Source organism: Methanolacinia paynteri (genome assembly GCF_000784355.1).
GTDB lineage: Archaea > Halobacteriota > Methanomicrobia > Methanomicrobiales > Methanomicrobiaceae > Methanolacinia > Methanolacinia paynteri.
Genome location: NZ_KN360928.1, coordinates 233,597 through 249,955, shown reverse-complemented (window position 1 = coordinate 249,955; position 16,359 = coordinate 233,597). Strand labels below are relative to the sequence as shown.

Genomic DNA, 16,359 nt, shown 5'->3' with positions numbered 1-16,359 from the left:
TCATTTTTAGTATCTTCGCGAGAATTTATAGATGATAAAAACCATACTCTGTTCCATATGCCGCATGAAAAAATAATCTCAGGAGATTTCGATGGTGACGGTGTCGAAGGGCACCGCAAAAAAATAACGGGCGGCGAATTTCCCAGAAAGGAAAGGGAAGAACACGATTTTGGTCAGGTCGTGAAGAAGGAAGAGAAGGCAGAATCCCGGCAGGAGAGATCCAAAACAAAAGAATCCAACGATCCGTTCTACACCGGTTTCGGGTCGGCAAAACCGAGAGACGAGAAGGTTTCACAGAAAAGCTCAGTCATCGGCGGAGACTCCGATATATTCGATACGGGATTCGGATCAGCCACCCAGAAAAAACGTGAAAAGATGGTATCTGCCGGCAGGGTTTCATCCGGGAAAAGAGGAGATGAATATTCACGGCCGGTGAAAAAGGTTGAAAAAAGCTCCTCATTCGGTTCGGACGAGATGGATGAGCTTTTTGAGTCTCCGGAACGTTCATTTTCTAAAGAGCCCGAACAGGAAAAAGAACCGAAAAAGGGTTCCAAACTGGACAAAGATCCGTTCTATACGGGCTTCGGGTATACCGACCAGAGAGGAAAGGACAGTCCGGCGGACGGCGGACTCTTTCCGGAAGGAGATACGCTTCCCGAGATGCCCGAGAAGGAGCTTGTCCCGAAAAGGTGGAGTGACGAGGAACCTTCTGAAGAAGAACCGGAGCCTGCCGAAGCAGCCCCTGAAGAGAAGGCAAAGACCGAGGAAAAGCCGAAGAGACAGTCTGTACTCACGCGTGACGACGACGATCTCTTCAGCTGAATTTCTTTAATCTATTCAATCCCGGAGGTTTTGTTGATGAATCCGGCATCTGCCGGTTCGGAGACATAAATCTCCCGCTCCCCGTTATAAATATCAACTGTGCCCACTGTGTGAATCAGCATTCCGGGCTCCGGGTCCAGGCCTGCACCGTTCCTGATAAAAATCGTTATATTTCCTGACTTAACGATTAAGTGCCCGCCTGTATTCGTATAAATTATCTCGTCCGCCTCACCGTCGTATGATACGAGATCACCGATCTCCGAGGAAGGGCTGTATGCGGATGCGAAGCTCTCTTTTCCTGCGTTATCCAGGACAATGAAGATCACACCGGATATGGCGATTACCGCGAGCAAAAGCATTAGTCCGATCTTTTCCTCTTTCCCGAATACGATCCTCATAATTCATTCCCGAAATAGTTCAACAATCCTCTGGGACCTGATCGACGGCGGAACCCTGAACTCCTGTACAAGCGGAGTCATCTTCTCTGCCGATATTGTTATTGTAAAGAAATCTTCTGCAGGAACGGGATTTTCCGGGTAGATCAGGAGCGTAAAAATCTCGTTCGCTTCAAGGGAGAGGTCCTCGTCCGCATCCAGGAGAGGTATAACGCTGCTCCTGTCGGCTACGGTCCATGCCGGTTTGCTTATGGTGCCGGCTGCTGTAAACGGAAGTGTCTCGGTAACAGAATTATGATTAAATAATACCTTCACTGTCGTTATATCGATGCTTCCGGTGCTCCCGACAAGAAGCCGTACGGGGATCAGGCAGCTTCCCATCGATGACGGATCGGAATCTTCGCAGATCAGGTTTACGCTCATAACAGCACCTCCGGTGTCCTGGATGCCGTCCGTCTCCCCGTCGATAACAAGGATCTCCGATTCGGGGGTGACCGCATTGACGACCATGCCGCCTTCCTTCTTCTCTGTCGTTCCGTAAGCGCCGGTGATCGCCGATGCTGCGATGTACATGAAGATGAGAAGAACTGCAATGATGATAATAATCTCAAGACCGGTAAGGCCTTCCGTGGTGCGGCATCGTCTCATAATAAAGGATAATTTTTGTTCTTTTTTTATCTTCCTGTTTGAATGTACGAATATCGAACAGAATAAGAATACCGATTGTAAATTATTCTTATGAAGTTATGGCAAATATTTCTGGTCATTGCTGTAATTGTCATTCTGGTGTTCCTGTCGTTCGGCTTTATTTTCGGGAAATCCGACCTTAAAACCGATATCGGTGTCGGTCTCGCCGAGAGTTTTCATGATTCCAAAAAGTATGATTTTGCACTGTCAATGTGCGAATGGGTCCTGGAGGATGAACCCGACAACAGGGATGCACTCGCTGTCAAGGCAAAGATCCTTACCGAGACGGGCAATCAGGATGAGGCGCTGGAACTCCAGAGGTATATAGTATATGATATACCTGAAGAGGCCACGAAGGAGGACTGGCAGAATCTTGCTTCTCTGACTATCAAAGCCGGCAATACGAGCGAAGCGGTGGATGCCTACGGCAAACTCGAGGAATATTATACTCAAATGTATATCGAGGACCCTACTGCGGATACTCTCTATAGCCGGGGCCAGGTTCTGATAAAGCTTCAGCGGTATGACGAGGCGATAGACTGTTACCTGAAGATGACCGCCCTTGAACCTAATAGTTCGAAGTCATGGATCGGTCTTGGCGATGCTTACCTTTTCAAGTCGATGTACGAACAGGGGCAGCTTAAGGATCTCTACGCCGATCTCGGCAAGGACCCTTCCGAGAGGGTCAATAAATACAACTTCAATGCGTACCAGTCGAATATGAAGGCTGTTGAGGCTTATAATAAAGCAGTAGAGCTGGATCCTCTTGCATATGCTCTTGTTGCATCCAAGATTGTCGGAAGTTACCAGCAGAGTATAGAAAATTACCAGGATATTCTTGAGGGCCTATAGGAGATTTTTTTTCATTTTCCTGCGATAAATATTTATGAGGTGTTCGTCTGGCCTGCTCGGCAATGCTTGACTTTGAGGCCGGTCAGGTCTACGGGATCAAAGGGAGGCAGATAAATATCCCGACCGAGATCGGAGTGGTCCTTTACGATCCCGACACAGACATTGTATCATACAGGCAGAAGAAGTTTTTATCCGATATAGATCTCGTAGTCAGAAAGAATGTTGTCGACGGGAACGGTGTGAAAACAGGTTTTTCAGTGGTCGTGGTCAACCAGGGAAAAGATCTTTACGATATTAAATATGACAGAAGGTACAGGGCCGGGACCGGTGAGATTAGGAGGAGTATCGGCGCATTCAATGAGGTGCACAGATCGGTTAAGGATTATATGGCATATCTTGAACGTGAGTTCGAAATATCGTCGTTCTGGTTTTTTTCCGATTCGATGGAGAAGTCTATCTTCAAACATGCCGCATATGATCTCTCGGGATATGAACTCAACGATCTCCAGAGGATAGTTAAAAAAGAGTGTCCGGTGATCAGAACCCTCCCTTCGCTGGACAAACTTTCGGTGGCGCATAGTTTTAAAGTTGAAGGGAATGAGATTGTTTCGTCGAATTTCAGGTATCAGATACCGGGACGAAAAAGGCACCTGTTCAAGAACCACAGGGCTCTCGGCGATGCCGCCAGAATATTCCTTCTGTGCCGCGAATATTTCCACGATACCAGGGACTTTACCGAAAAGACGATCGATCATATGAAAAAATGCGGGGATATAAGGTGAGGTAATGAGTGAAAGGACAAGAGTTCTTGGTAAGAACAGAATTGAGGCTTTAACGGACGGAATATACGCTATTGCACTTACGCTTGCAGTGCTTACCATCGATGTGGATGAACTCCCCCCTGTTGGTGCCGACGGGCGGTTCATAGACTCTCTTGCCGTGACTTTTCCCCAGATCCTTCATTACGCGATCGCATTTTTCGTGCTGATATCTTTCTGGATGGCTCACCACAGGCAGGTCAACTACATCACGCATGTCGACAAGGTATTTATATGGCTCAACGTTCTGACACTCTTTTTTGTTGCTCTTGTACCGTTTACAACGGATCTCGTCGGAACATATGCAGAGTATCCGCTTGCAGTTACTTTTTATGCAGGAAACCTCTGCATGATAGGCCTTCTGACCACAGCTTCGTGGATCTATATAGCAGGGAAGGGGAGGCTTGTTTCTGAGAATGTATCAAGGGAGGCTTATATGTCCGGTATTGCACGCGGGATGATGATTCCTTTTATCAGTATAATTATCATAGCCTATGCAAATCTGGTTTCGGCATCAAATTCGACATATCTCTTCCTCCTGATCCCGGTAGTAATGTATCTGATTAGTGTCCTGATGAAGAGGATTTACTCTCCTGATAAAAAGACGGATTAAAAACGGATCGGATCGGGATATTTTAATACATTCCTGCCTCTGTCTAAATATAAAGGGGGTTGGAATAATTCTCAAAAACGTTTATGAAACGAAGGTTCCATGGAATGTTTCATGTAAATCACAAAGTGATTTGCATGTAAATTTTAAATTAAAGCCGGCAGGGGTTTTTGTTCTGTTGATCGGCCTTGCGTTTGTATTTGCCTCCGGGTGTACCGGGAGCTCTCCGGGCAACGCTGAGTGGGTTCCGGCAAACCAGTCTGATCTCCGGTCTGCAGTCTGGAATCTGGAATATTACTTGACAGAAGAGGGACGGGTCTATGTTCCGGATGACATTGAGGTGGATCTCGAATGTATCAATCCTGGACTAATTGCAGGTTCTGCGGGCTGCAACGGGTATTCTTCTGCATACTTCCTTGATGAAGGGAGTATCTCGATAGTATCACTTTTCCATACGGATAAGGAGTGCATACGCAGTGATAAAGATATGATGGAATTCGATGTAATGGGGGTCGAAAAACATTTCCTTGAACGACTGACAAACGCGAGCAGGGCATATATTCTCGACGGAAAGCTCGTGTTCGCCGATTCCGACGACAATGAAATGCTTGTATTCGTAGATTCGGGAAAAGAGCCGGACAGGCTTAATCACGGCCGCATGGCGGATCCCGGAGATGTTGTCGGGTACACATGGTATCTTTACCCCGATATTGACGGGAATCCCCAAAGCGGTTATTCCGGAAACGTAACTGTAACACTGACTTTCGGTGAAGACGGGGAACTCTCCGGGTATTCAGGGTGCAAGAATTATTATACGGATTACTCACTTGAAAAGGGGAGGCTTACCATAGGCGAAATCGAAACGGAAGGGAATATATGCCCGGCCGGGGAGGGGCTTGAGACTGAATACAGGTATATTGATGATCTTGAACTTATTGGCGGTGCATATGTAAACGAGGATAAACTTTACCTCCTGAACTTTTTAGGGGCTGAATCCCTCATGTTCGAAAGGAGATCCCCTGAAGGCATCGGATGGTACCTGGCGTCATATTACGATAAGGATAATGCGACGGTCTTCATGCCTGCTGATATGGAAATAACGTTGAAGCTTGAAGACGGGAAGGCAGGCGGAAATGCCGGCTGCAACACCTATTTTTCTGATTACGAAACTGACGGAAACCGATCGCTTACCTTCGGAATGATCGGGATGACGGAGATGTACTGTGAGGGGAAGATGGATCTCGAATCACGCTACCTGTCTCTTCTTGAGACTACAGCAGAATATTCGATTGCCGGCGGGAATTTGAAACTCATGAATTCCGAAGGAAACACGATCATGATTTTTTCAGAACTGTCTGTTGGTGAAGATTCGGAATAAAAAACTCAAAACTCTATTTTGCGGGAATGCAGACCTTTCTTCCGGCCTCAGGGACATAACTGACAGTGACGTCGATCCCGTATGCGGTCTTCAGGTTCTCGTTCGTGATTACGTCCTCCGGGGAGCCTGTTGCGATAAGGTTCCCGTTCTCCATTATTGCCACCTTGTCGGAGACTATAAAGCCGTGGTCCGGGAAATGGCTGGTCATCAGGACAGAGATCCCTTCGGAACCGAGTTTTTCGGTCATGCGAAGGACCTTCTGCTGGTTGCCCAGGTCGAGGTGTGAGGTCGGTTCGTCCATGATGATTATGGAGGGCTCTTGGGCTACCGCCCTTGCGATCGCTGCCATCTGGTGTTCACCGCCGCTGATCTCGGATACGGGTTTCTCTTTCAGTTGCGATATCCCGAGCTTCTTCAGGCATTCTTCGGTTATCTCTACATCACTCTCCTTTGGTATGGAGAATGACGGGACATGGGGAGTTCTCCCCATCAGGACATAGTCGAATACCGTGAACGGAAATACGATGTTCTTCGACTGGGGTACGTATGCGACATTCGATGCAAGCTCCTGTCTCTTCCATCCCCTGACGTCCCGTCCTTCGATTGTTATTCTGCCTGCTTCAGGCACAAGCACATTGAGTATGCATTTGATAAGAGTCGATTTTCCCGTACCGTTTCTCCCGAGAATCGAGAAGACCTCGCCCCTGTCTATGGAAAATGAGATGCCGCGAAACTGGTAGTTCTTTTTGTCGTATGAGAATGTGAGTTTCTCGATATCGAGGATCATACCCATCCCACCGACTTTTTCGACAGCAGATACGCAAAGAACGGAGCCCCTATCAGTGCGGTCAGAACTCCGAGCGGGATCTCGACTGTCGCAACCGTTCGTGCAAGGTCGTCGATCAGGATCAGGTAGGTGGCACCGAGGAATGCCGAAACAGGGACGAGGGTCTTGAAGTCAGGCCCTGTGAGCATCCTCCCCAGGTGAGGAATTACGAGACCGATCCAGCCTACGACACCGCTTATGCAGACCGCAGAGGCCGTCATAAGCGTTGCGCAGATGATTATTACCCTCATAGTCTTCTTCGTGTCAACACCGAGTGCAAGCGCCTCCTCTTCTCCGAGGGACATGACGTTGATCCTCCACCTGAGCAGGTAGATCACAATAATCCCGGCAATTATCGCCGGGGATACAAGGACGAGGTCGTCCATCGATACGCTTCCGAGACTTCCCATAAGCCAGAATATTATCGCCGGCAGGGTGTCGTACGGGTCGGCCATGTATTTTACAAGCGAAAGCAGTGCCGAGAAGAATGCACCCGTGATTATTCCTGCGAGCACCAGGACGAGGGTACCCGAACCTTTGTAGATCTTTCCTATAAGACATGTCGAGGCAACCGCTACAATTCCGAATGCAAATGCGGATGCCTGGATTGCCAGCGCATTTCCGATAAGCAGAATTGCCAGTGCGGCACCGAATCCCGCTCCCGATGAGACACCGAGAATATCCGGTGATACAAGGGGATTTTTAAACAGGCCCTGGAATGCCGCACCCGCAACCGCGAGGGCGGCGCCTACGAGAGCTGCCCCGAGTATCCTCGGCAGCCTGATGTTGAAGAGGACGGTCTCGCCTTTCAATTCATAGCTCTGGGGCGTGAACTCCCCTGTAAAGACCGAAGGCAGGACGGCATGTTCGGCATTGTGAATGAAGGAGAGAACCTGATCGGAGACCCCAAGGACGAGGACCTGAATGGTCTGGAAGGGATCCATCTGGTACCTGCCAATAAATAATGAGATTACGATGATTACCGGAACGGAGAGATATATAAGATACCTTATAAATGTCTCCCTTTTGCGTATGCCGTTAACCAGCTGGTTTATTGTTTCGTGAACCTTCCCCGTCACGGCTTCGCAATGATCGAGGGTTATCTCTTCATTCATCCGTCAATTCCCAAAAAAATAGTGGCCTAAAGGCCGAGTTCATCCATCTGTTCTTCGGTCAGCGCCTGGTGTATGAAGTTCTCATGGAAGTACTGCGCCATCTCCCTCATGTCGAAGTCCTCGAACAATTCGGGGTGGAGAACCTTTGCAGTCCAGGCGATTCCGATAATCCTGTTTACTCCCGGCGGCCTGTCGAACCAGCAGAATGCTGTTGTCGGGATAAGATAGACCTTTCCGTTCTTTACGGCCTGGATCTCCTGCCAGTTGGGATCGGTGTAGACGGATTTATAGAATCCGGGGTCGCCTGCAAGAATAATCTCGGGGTCCCATTCTATTATCTGCTCCATCGAGACCGTAGTTCTCCCGTAGCCCGGTGTGATCTGGCAGTCTGCGATGTTGATTCCGCCGCAGAGCGATATCAGCTGCGAGTGCTGGGATCCCTCGGGGTCCGTCTGGAGCCCTTCGGGTCCTTCGGCATAGTATACTGTCGGTTTTTCCGAATCGTTGAGCACTGAAACTCTGGCTTCGACTTTATTGAGAATATCCTCGTAGAAAGTGATCAGGTTGTCAGCCCTCTCCTCTTCTCCGAAAAGATCCCCGACAAACCTGATGGCATCTGAGTACCCGGCTGCATTGGTCGTGTCTTCAAGACCTACGACAGGAATGTCTCCCATCTTTTCCTGCCTTTCAACGATCGTATCCGAGACATTGCCTTCAATATTGAATCCCTCCATGACTACGTCGGGGTCCATCTCGATGAAAGTCTCATAATTTCCGGTCTGTGTCCCGAACCATCCTCCGATAACAGGGAGGGTCTGGTATTTTTCCGGAATGTACTGCTTGTTTACATCTGAAAGTTTTGAATTCCATCCTGCCAGTTGGTCGGGAGCAATCAGGTAGATCAGCTCTGTAGACGGCGGAGATGTACAGAGAACACTGTTGATTTCAACCGGAACCTCAACGGTCCTTCCTGCCATATCCGTAATCGTTCGGGTCTGGTTTTGATCTCCTGCCGGCGATGTGGATGATGTACATCCTGCAGCAAAAGCCGCTGCAAGCACAAAGATCAGTAAAACCAGAGAGAATAGCACCTTTTTATTTTTCAGCACCAAGTTCAATCACCATTTTTGTGTATTCGTAAATTTTGGTTATTACTGTATATTAGAATTAGCTTTAACAAATCAATACAGTTCAATTAATTTAGTTTACACGACCCCACTTCTGATCTGGTCTTTTTATAATTATTGAGATGATCATATATTCGTCAAATGACGAACGGGCCGTAACGGTTGGTCGATAAAAAACGGATTATTTTTATTATAAAAACCAAAATTAATAGGAAATGATACTCGGGAATATCTCACCAGAATATTCCAGGGGATAGTTGGTAGTATTATGGATATGTTGATCTATCTTGCACCTGTATGTGCCTTAATCGCTCTTCTCTTTGCAGGATACTCGTTTATGAGTGTCAAAAAAGAGGGCGAGGGCAACGAGGTCGTAAAAAAGATCACCGCGGCAATCCACACCGGTGCGATGGTTTACCTTAACCGCCAGTACCGGGCAATTGCTGTATTTGTCGTGGTGTTTGCAATTGTAATTGCAGTCCTGCTCCCGAACGGAGCGCTCACTGCCGGGTGTTTTGTCGCCGGTGCAGTGCTCTCCGCAACGGCAGGATACATCGGAATGTTTACAGCCACATCAGCGAATGGAAGAACCACAAACGCTGCAACGAACGGCATCGGGCCTGCATTCAGGGTCTCCTTTGCATCAGGAACCGTAATGGGGATGAGCGTTGTAGGTCTCGGTCTCTTCGGTCTCTCGGTATGTTTCATCGCTCTTGCAAACGTGTTTGCAGGTTCTGATATGACTGTAATCGTCAACACTCTCGCAGGATTCTCTCTCGGTGCATCATCGATCGCACTCTTCGCCCGTGTCGGCGGCGGTATATTCACAAAGGCCGCAGACGTCGGTGCCGACCTTGTAGGAAAGGTAGAGGCAGGAATCCCCGAGGACGACCCCAGGAACCCGGCAACAATCGCAGACAACGTCGGAGACAATGTCGGTGATATCGCGGGAATGGGTGCCGACCTTTACGAGTCATATGTAGGTTCGATCCTTGCGACGATGCTCCTTGCAGCGTCGACAGCAGCGATTACATTCCCCGGTGTCGATGTCATCAATGCAATCCTTGTTCCGCTTGTTATCGCGGCACTCGGTATCGTGGCATCGATTATCGGAACGTTCTTCGTGCGCACGAAGAAGACCGAGTCCTCGGCAATCCACATGGCGTTCAACACAGGTCTCATCGTAGCCCTTGTGCTTGTCGTAATCGCCACGTACTTCGTTACAAACATGCTCCTCGGGGAGTACGGCTTCGGAGTATTCCTTGCAACAGTCGCCGGTCTCGTCGCCGGTTTCCTTATCGGGCAGGTCACGGAGTATTATACTTCGTACGAAAGAAAGCCCACACTCTCGATCGCGGCATCCTGTGAAACTGGTGCGGCGACAAACATCATCACCGGATTCGCAAAGGGAATGGAATCCACAGTCTGGTCGGTTATCATCATCGGTGTTGCGATCTATATCGCCTTCCAGCTTGCAGGCCTCTACGGTATTGCAATCTCCGCGGTAGGTATGCTTGCAACACTCGGTATCTCACTCGCAGTCGATGCATACGGCCCTGTGGCAGACAATGCCGGCGGCATTGCGGAGATGTCCCACCAGAAGAAGGAGGTCCGCGAGATCACCGATACCCTCGATGCAGTAGGAAACACAACAGCTGCAATCGGAAAGGGTTTTGCAATCGGATCGGCTGCACTTACAGCACTTGCACTCTTCTCGTCATACGGTATTGCGGTAGGACTCGAGTACATCGATGTAATGAATTCATACGTATTCATCGGTCTTCTGATCGGTGCAATGCTCCCGTTCCTCTTCTCGTCAATGACGATGATGGCCGTCGGAAAGGCAGCCATGGGTATTGTAGTTGAGGTCAGGAGACAGTTCAGGGAGATCAAGGGCATCATGGAGGGCGAAGCCGAACCGGATTACGCTTCATGTATTGCAATCTCCACAAACTCTGCATTAAAGGAAATGATTGCTCCGGGTGTTCTTGCAATCGCAGCACCTCTCTTTGTCGGACTTCTTCTTGGTCCTGGAGCACTTGGCGGACTTCTTGCAGGTTCGCTGGTATCCGGTTTCATGCTCGCTATCACAATGGCAAACGCCGGCGGTGCATGGGACAATGCAAAGAAGTACATTGAACTTGGAAACTACGGCGGAAAAGGATCTGACGCACACAAGGCCGGAGTCACCGGAGATACAGTCGGCGACCCGTTCAAGGACACATCAGGCCCTGCAATCAACATCCTGCTCAAGCTCATGAGCATCGTGGCTGTTGTATTTGCACCGCTCTTCCTTGCACTCTAATTTTTTCTTTTTTTTCCTGAGCAGTTAATTTATAAATGGCGTTATTTCCTTGATTCAGGCTTTCATACGGTGTGAAAGAGAGCGCAGGAAAAGATAAGTGGCGCGTTTTTATTCATCCACCTGCAATGGGGTCTTTTGTACTTGCAGAGTTTTCGCATCGTATCACATAAAAGTTATTTTCAACTGATCTCCCTGCCAGTCCGCTGTATCGTTAAAAGGACTTATTAACAATCAGAATATATTCTCATTTTGGGAGGCGAACGGTGGAGTGATCCGCCAGCTTATCCTTCCTTTTTATAGCCTGTTTTGAAGGATTTTTTTGATTGAAAAAAGGATGGATTTTATTTGGATTTTTTCCCGGGCGAGGCTACATTCTACATTAATATGGCTACTTCACTTCAGAAGGGAGGGGGAGGATTCCCTCTCCCTGTAACCCTCCCCCTCATAGCTATAGGTCGCAGCCGGGATGGACAGGCATCCCTCCTGCTCCTGTTTTTCATAAAATAATATATTTTAGAGCTACCCGGGAGGGTAGCGTCCAAACCGGTTTACCGCATCTGCGCAAATTCGCGTAGCGAATTAAGCATAGGGCTGCCCCGCAGGGGCTTATGCCCTCCATCAGATTCTTTCCTTTTACACAGTTCTGATGTATTAAAGACGGATTCCAAAGCCTTTAAACTCATTCTGCAATCATCTTCCTTATGTATGACACGATCTCTTCAAATCTGTCAGTGTCCGGTGCTCCTTTTGCAAACTCCACCATTGCACAATCGTCGAGGATCGTTTTTACCGCCCATCTTGTTTCGTTGTTCAATGCAATCTTTTTAAAGATCTCCTCATTCGTCATCTCGGTTCCTTTGTAATAGCGGTTGGAAAGATAAACTCTCAGGGCCTGTCCGGCGAAACCGTATGCGATGACGTAGTTTCCTTCTTCGAAGGCGCCTTCAGCCTCCCGGAGCAGCTTTTCTGCATACTCCCTGTAGTTGAATGCAGGCTTTCTTGCAACCGGAGGCAGGATCTCTTCAACCTCGTTTTTCCGGAAGTACCTGTTATAGACGAACCAGCCGGCTGCGCAGAGAACTACGGCCAGTATTATAATGAATGCCGGAATAAGCCACGAATAATCCGCATAGCGGGTAAGCTGGACCGAGGTAACGTTCTCCAGGTCATTTGTTAGTGTTGCGTTTATGAACGGGTTGTTTTCACCGTTGTCCTCACCTGAAGCAGGTGCAAAGGTCTGGTTGAACAGCGCTTCGCTTTTTGTATAATTTATCGAGGCCGATGTTGAGGCAAAGCCGTCATTTGTCAGGGATTTGAGGTATCCCTGGTACGTTGTGTTCTCCAGGAGGCTCTGGGGGATCAGGCTCTCCTGCTCTGTCGGATCAAATGACGTTTCAGCTGATGAAACCTCCCCGTTTTCGATATTTCCGGAGAGAGTGACCGAACTTCCGTCCTGGCTTCTGTACTCTTTCGTAAATGTGCCGTCCGTACTGCTTTCGGGGCTGATCGATTCTGAATCGTCCACAGGTTTGAAACCTTCCTCCGACAGTTTTTCCTCGACTTTGCTAAGCAGGTCGTCGTTTTTTAGAACCTCGGAGAGCGCCTCCTTCTGCTCCGCAATCTCACTGGATCTTGCCTCCATCTGGCTTTTAAGTGCGTCGGAGTTGTAGTTCTGCTGGTTGTTCTGCAGTGCCTGCTGGGACGATGATGCCTGTTGTGTTGAGGAGCCTCCGATCATCTGGCTTATCGTAGTGCTGTACTGCTGGGATGCCGAAGACTGCGAAGATGAGGATGACGAGGATGTGGCACTTTCCTTGCTGGTTTGGGGATTCTGGCTGTTCATCCCGGTGGAATCTGAGGTGAAGTGAACCGTAATTGTTCCGAGGGTCACTGTCTTCGAACTTCCTCCTTCCGAATACTGGAATGAAATATCGAGATCGATTACTTTTTCGGAATCGGATGTAAGCCCGGTAAGATAGAAGTTTCCTGTACCTGAAGGAATCGTGAGCGAGGTGCTGTGAGTACTTGAACTGGAGTACGTGAATCCCCCCGAGTTTACTCCTTCGGCGGTAGTGTAGATCATCTGGCCGGAGACGGAATTCCCGAGATTATTCAGGTATTCTATCGGAATTTCGGCGGTCTCTCCTGTATTGAAATAGTAGTCCCTCTGTTCTGTCGTGAACGTGATATCGTCCGCGAGAACCGGGGCGACGATCAGCATGGAGGCGATTAGCAAAAAAAGGAGAATTTTTGCTTTCACTGTATGATCCGCCCCCTCCCGTATCTTATGTAGATCTCTGCGAGCAGCAGAACCAGTGTGCCTATGAAGAAGAGGTATGCTATGCTGGTGTCCTCTTTCTCACGCTTTATCTCCGAATTGATATTGGAGTAGATCTCGTTAAGTGTCTGGTCGTCGACCGATTTGAAATATTTGCCGCCTGTTTCGTCCGCGATCTCCTTCAGGGTCGCCTCATCGAGTTCTGCATACTGCGGGTTTCCGAACCAGTCGTATCCCATAACGACGGGCTGTTCCGAACCCATACCAATGGTGAATACCTGTATATCGCTGTCTTTGGCGAACTGGATGGCTTCATCCGGAGATATCACTCCTGCATTGTTCACACCGTCCGAGAGCAGGATTACGACCTTCTTCCTGTTCGGGATCGAATCGGCCATATTTATCCCGAGTGAGAGACCGTCACCGATGGCGGTTGCGCCGTCCTTTTCCATTATATTCTCGAGATTCTCGATTACACTGTCCTTGTCAGGGGACAGGTAGCTTGCAGTCGAGGCTCCCGATTCGAAGACGACTATTCCTACATAGTCCTTGGGATCAAGATCGTTTATGAGCTCTTCAGCCGCACTTTTCGTCGCCTCAAGCCTGTTGGGAGAGTAGTCGGTCGCCTGCATACTTCCTGAATCGTCGATAACCAGAACAACATTTACTCCCTCTTTTGTCTGTTCGAGTGGAATATGCGGGTCTGCAAGGCCGATGAAAATGAAACCGACTGCTGCAAGGATCAGTATCACCAGTATCCTCGGCCTTTTGGATTTTGAGACGTCGCCAAGGGCGCTCTTCAGGAAACTGACCCTTGAGAATACCATCGCCTCCTGTTTTCTCTTCTTTGCGGAGTTCCGGATATAATACCAGCAGACCGGAAGAATCAGCAGTCCCAGGAGCCATTCTGGGCTGTAAAATCCTGTCATGATCAGGCCCTCCTCCTGATATCATCCGAGAAGAATTTCTTAAGAACGATATCGTACCTGTCCGAGGTCTTTATGTCTGCGCAGCCGATCCTGCATCTCCTGAAGGAGGACGATATCTTCTCCCCTTCTTCTGCAACACACCGACCGTATTCGGACCTGATCTTTTCATCCGAAGTGTCGACGAGGATCTGTTCGCCTGTTTCGGGGTCTTCAAGCTCAATTAGACCGACATCAGGGAGTTCGGATTCCCTCGGGTCTGTCAGCCTTACTGCGATCACCTCGTGGCGGTTGTTCAGAATCTTCAGGGGTTTCTGGAAACCGTCTGTGTAAAAATCCGAGACGATAATTATCGAGCTTCTTCTTTTGATGGCCTTCGACAGGAATGTGACGGCCGGGGCGATATCCGTTGCCCTGGATTTCGGAGTAAACGAGATCATCGTGTTCAGCAATCTTATCAGGTGCTTTCTCCCGCGTCTTGCAGGTATGAACTTTTCGACTTTGTCGGTGAATATGCAAAGACCGATCCTGTCGTTGTTCTTCAGTGCCGCGAACCCGATTGAGGCGCAGATCTCTATCATCCTCTCGAATTTTGGTATTTCCATCCCGAATTTTCCTGAGCCGGAGTAGTCTGCGGCGATGTAGAAGGTCTGGTCCCTCTCTTCCGTGAACTCCTTTACGTACGGGTGGTTGAGCCTCGCCGTTACATTCCAGTCTATCGCCCTGATGTCGTCTCCCGGGACATACTCCCTTATGTCGGTGAACTCGATGCCCTGCCCTTTGAATACGGACATATGCTGTCCGGCCTGAAGCCCTTCGACGTAGATCTTCGTATAGATCTCGATATCTGAGATCTTCTTTATTAGATCCCTGCTGTCCCCTCTCCGGGCCGGTATTTCTTCAGGGGTCTTTTCGCCACTGTTTAAGAGATTCAGTTTCATCCCTTATTCCTCCATGATGCCCGGACGGCCTCACGGGACAGTAACCGACTGCAGTATCTTCTCTATCAGGTCATCCGAAGTGACTCCTTCGGCTTCCGCTTCGTATGTGAGGAGGATCCTGTGCCTGAGCACTTCTGGTGCTATGAATTTAACATCCTGCGGCGTTACATAGCCCCTTCCCATAAGAAGTGCATGTGCCTTCGCCCCGAGGACGAGATAGATCGAAGCCCTCGGCGATGCCCCGCACGAGATGTAATTCGCAGCATCGATCCCGTACTTCCCGGGGTAGCGGGTGGCGTCGACCAGTGATGCGCAATATTTTTTTATCTCGGATTCTGCGTAGATCTCCTTTACGAATCCCCTGATCTCGATTATTTTATCGGCGGAGATTACTTTTTCAGGTCTGACCGTATATCCACCGGTAAACCTGTCGAGCACGGTAACTTCGTCTTCAAGTCCGGGATAAGTCATCATCACCTTAAGCATGAACCTGTCGACCTGGGCCTCGGGGAGGGGATATGTTCCTTCGGATTCGATCGGGTTTTCGGTTGCCAGTACAAAGAAGGGATTTGTCAGCGGAAACGTGCTGCCCTGTATTGTAACCTGGTACTCCTGCATGGCTTCGAGGAGTGCCGACTGGACCTTCGGGGGTGCACGGTTGATCTCGTCTGCGAGAATAAAATTGGCAAATATCGGCCCTTTAACCGTACTGAACTCTCCGTTCTGGTGGTTGTATATTCTGGTTCCGACGATGTCGGAAGGCAGGAGGTCGGGTGTAAACTGAATACGTGAGAAATCAGTATCTATGCACTCGGAAAGAGTCTTGATAGTCAGGGTTTTCGCAATCCCCGGTACTCCCTCGAGGAGGACATGCCCGCCGGCGGAAAGGGCGATAAGAAGCCTTTCGATGACTTCATCCTGGCCTACAATTGTCTTTTTTACTTCATTCTTGATATTGTTGAGTTGTTCTGAATATTTTGATGCTTTTCTGTTTAGTTCTTCAATTTCTGAATCCATTTTTACCTCCTGAAATCAAAAATAATGCTCTTATGAGGTCCTTTCCCTATTTTTTGGATTCTTATATAAATGATCCTGATGGTTTCGGTTAAATTCCCGGAATTTTATAGGGGTATGTTGGCGATTCGTGGTTCAATCACCGGCAACAGGATTCAGCCGGAAAATGCGATCCAATAAATTAAATATTATTTTCAAGTGTGTGTTTTTTTTACTGAATTGGAAATGGCAGGAGTCTGTAGCGCAGTTCTAAATCAATGAACCC

General features: G+C 48.7%; 15 protein-coding genes. 6 read left to right on the top strand and 9 right to left on the bottom strand.

The window, feature by feature from the left end; translation table 11 throughout:
* Window positions 1-57 precede the first annotated feature (57 nt).
* Window positions 58-822, top strand: coding sequence for a hypothetical protein (locus METPAY_RS04675; protein WP_048149582.1), 765 nt, complete (start codon window positions 58-60; stop codon window positions 820-822).
* An 11-nt stretch (window positions 823-833) separates the two neighbouring features.
* On the opposite strand, the gene METPAY_RS04670 is transcribed toward METPAY_RS04675, so the two are convergent.
* Window positions 834-1,220 (bottom strand): hypothetical protein, encoded by a 387-nt coding sequence (locus tag METPAY_RS04670; RefSeq protein WP_048149575.1) that lies wholly within the window; start codon window positions 1,218-1,220, stop codon window positions 834-836.
* Between the two features lie 3 nt (window positions 1,221-1,223).
* Window positions 1,224-1,865, bottom strand: a complete 642-nt coding sequence (locus METPAY_RS04665) for a hypothetical protein (protein WP_048149573.1) — start codon at window positions 1,863-1,865, stop codon at window positions 1,224-1,226.
* Between the two features lie 90 nt (window positions 1,866-1,955).
* On the opposite strand from METPAY_RS04665, the gene METPAY_RS04660 reads away from it, so the two are divergent.
* The 4 genes from METPAY_RS04660 to METPAY_RS14090 all read left to right on the top strand — a co-directional run bounded on the left by METPAY_RS04660 (window position 1,956) and on the right by METPAY_RS14090 (window position 5,562).
* Window positions 1,956-2,756, top strand: a complete 801-nt coding sequence (locus METPAY_RS04660) for a tetratricopeptide repeat protein (protein ID WP_048149571.1) — start codon at window positions 1,956-1,958, stop codon at window positions 2,754-2,756.
* A 62-nt stretch (window positions 2,757-2,818) separates the two neighbouring features.
* Window positions 2,819-3,538: a hypothetical protein gene (locus tag METPAY_RS04655; protein WP_048149569.1), complete on the top strand. Its 720-nt coding sequence runs from the start codon at window positions 2,819-2,821 to the stop codon at window positions 3,536-3,538.
* Between the two features lie 4 nt (window positions 3,539-3,542).
* Entirely contained in the window at window positions 3,543-4,187 is a 645-nt protein-coding gene (locus METPAY_RS04650) for a TMEM175 family protein (protein WP_048149567.1), read from the top strand.
* A 175-nt stretch (window positions 4,188-4,362) separates the two neighbouring features.
* The gene (locus METPAY_RS14090) at window positions 4,363-5,562 is read left to right on the top strand and encodes an META domain-containing protein (RefSeq protein ID WP_052418663.1); all 1,200 of its coding nucleotides are present in this window, start codon (window positions 4,363-4,365) and stop codon (window positions 5,560-5,562) included.
* Between the two features lie 13 nt (window positions 5,563-5,575).
* Here the strand turns inward: METPAY_RS14090 and METPAY_RS04640 are convergent, their stop codons facing one another.
* From METPAY_RS04640 to METPAY_RS04630, 3 genes are read right to left on the bottom strand one after another with little or no spacing between them, the layout of a single operon-like run.
* On the bottom strand, window positions 5,576-6,349 hold the full coding sequence (locus METPAY_RS04640) for an ABC transporter ATP-binding protein (RefSeq protein WP_211251517.1): 774 nt from the start codon (window positions 6,347-6,349) through the stop codon (window positions 5,576-5,578).
* Complete coding sequence (locus METPAY_RS04635) at window positions 6,346-7,503, bottom strand: FecCD family ABC transporter permease (RefSeq protein ID WP_052418662.1); 1,158 nt, start codon at window positions 7,501-7,503, stop codon at window positions 6,346-6,348. Before METPAY_RS04635 ends, METPAY_RS04640 begins: the two co-directional genes overlap by 4 nt.
* 26 nt (window positions 7,504-7,529) lie before the next feature.
* On the bottom strand, window positions 7,530-8,612 hold the full coding sequence (locus METPAY_RS04630) for an iron ABC transporter substrate-binding protein (RefSeq protein ID WP_245611524.1): 1,083 nt from the start codon (window positions 8,610-8,612) through the stop codon (window positions 7,530-7,532).
* 286 nt (window positions 8,613-8,898) lie between these two features.
* Between METPAY_RS04630 and METPAY_RS04625 the strand changes: the two genes are divergently transcribed.
* A complete protein-coding gene (locus tag METPAY_RS04625) occupies window positions 8,899-10,935 on the top strand; it encodes a sodium-translocating pyrophosphatase (protein WP_048149559.1) in 2,037 nt (678 codons plus the stop codon).
* A 679-nt stretch (window positions 10,936-11,614) separates the two neighbouring features.
* Here the strand turns inward: METPAY_RS04625 and METPAY_RS04620 are convergent.
* Genes METPAY_RS04620 through METPAY_RS04605 form a run of 4 tightly spaced genes read right to left on the bottom strand, consistent with a single transcriptional unit; the run spans window position 11,615 to window position 16,097 of the window.
* Window positions 11,615-13,195, bottom strand: coding sequence for a hypothetical protein (locus METPAY_RS04620; RefSeq protein WP_245611523.1), 1,581 nt, complete (start codon window positions 13,193-13,195; stop codon window positions 11,615-11,617).
* A complete protein-coding gene (locus METPAY_RS04615; RefSeq protein ID WP_048149557.1) occupies window positions 13,192-14,142 on the bottom strand; it encodes a vWA domain-containing protein in 951 nt (316 codons plus the stop codon). Before METPAY_RS04615 ends, METPAY_RS04620 begins: the two co-directional genes overlap by 4 nt.
* Before the next feature lie 2 nt (window positions 14,143-14,144).
* A complete protein-coding gene (locus METPAY_RS04610; RefSeq protein ID WP_157198996.1) occupies window positions 14,145-15,080 on the bottom strand; it encodes a DUF58 domain-containing protein in 936 nt (311 codons plus the stop codon).
* 30 nt (window positions 15,081-15,110) lie between these two features.
* Complete coding sequence (locus METPAY_RS04605) at window positions 15,111-16,097, bottom strand: AAA family ATPase (protein ID WP_048149553.1); 987 nt, start codon at window positions 16,095-16,097, stop codon at window positions 15,111-15,113.
* Between the last annotated feature and the right edge of the window lie 262 nt (window positions 16,098-16,359).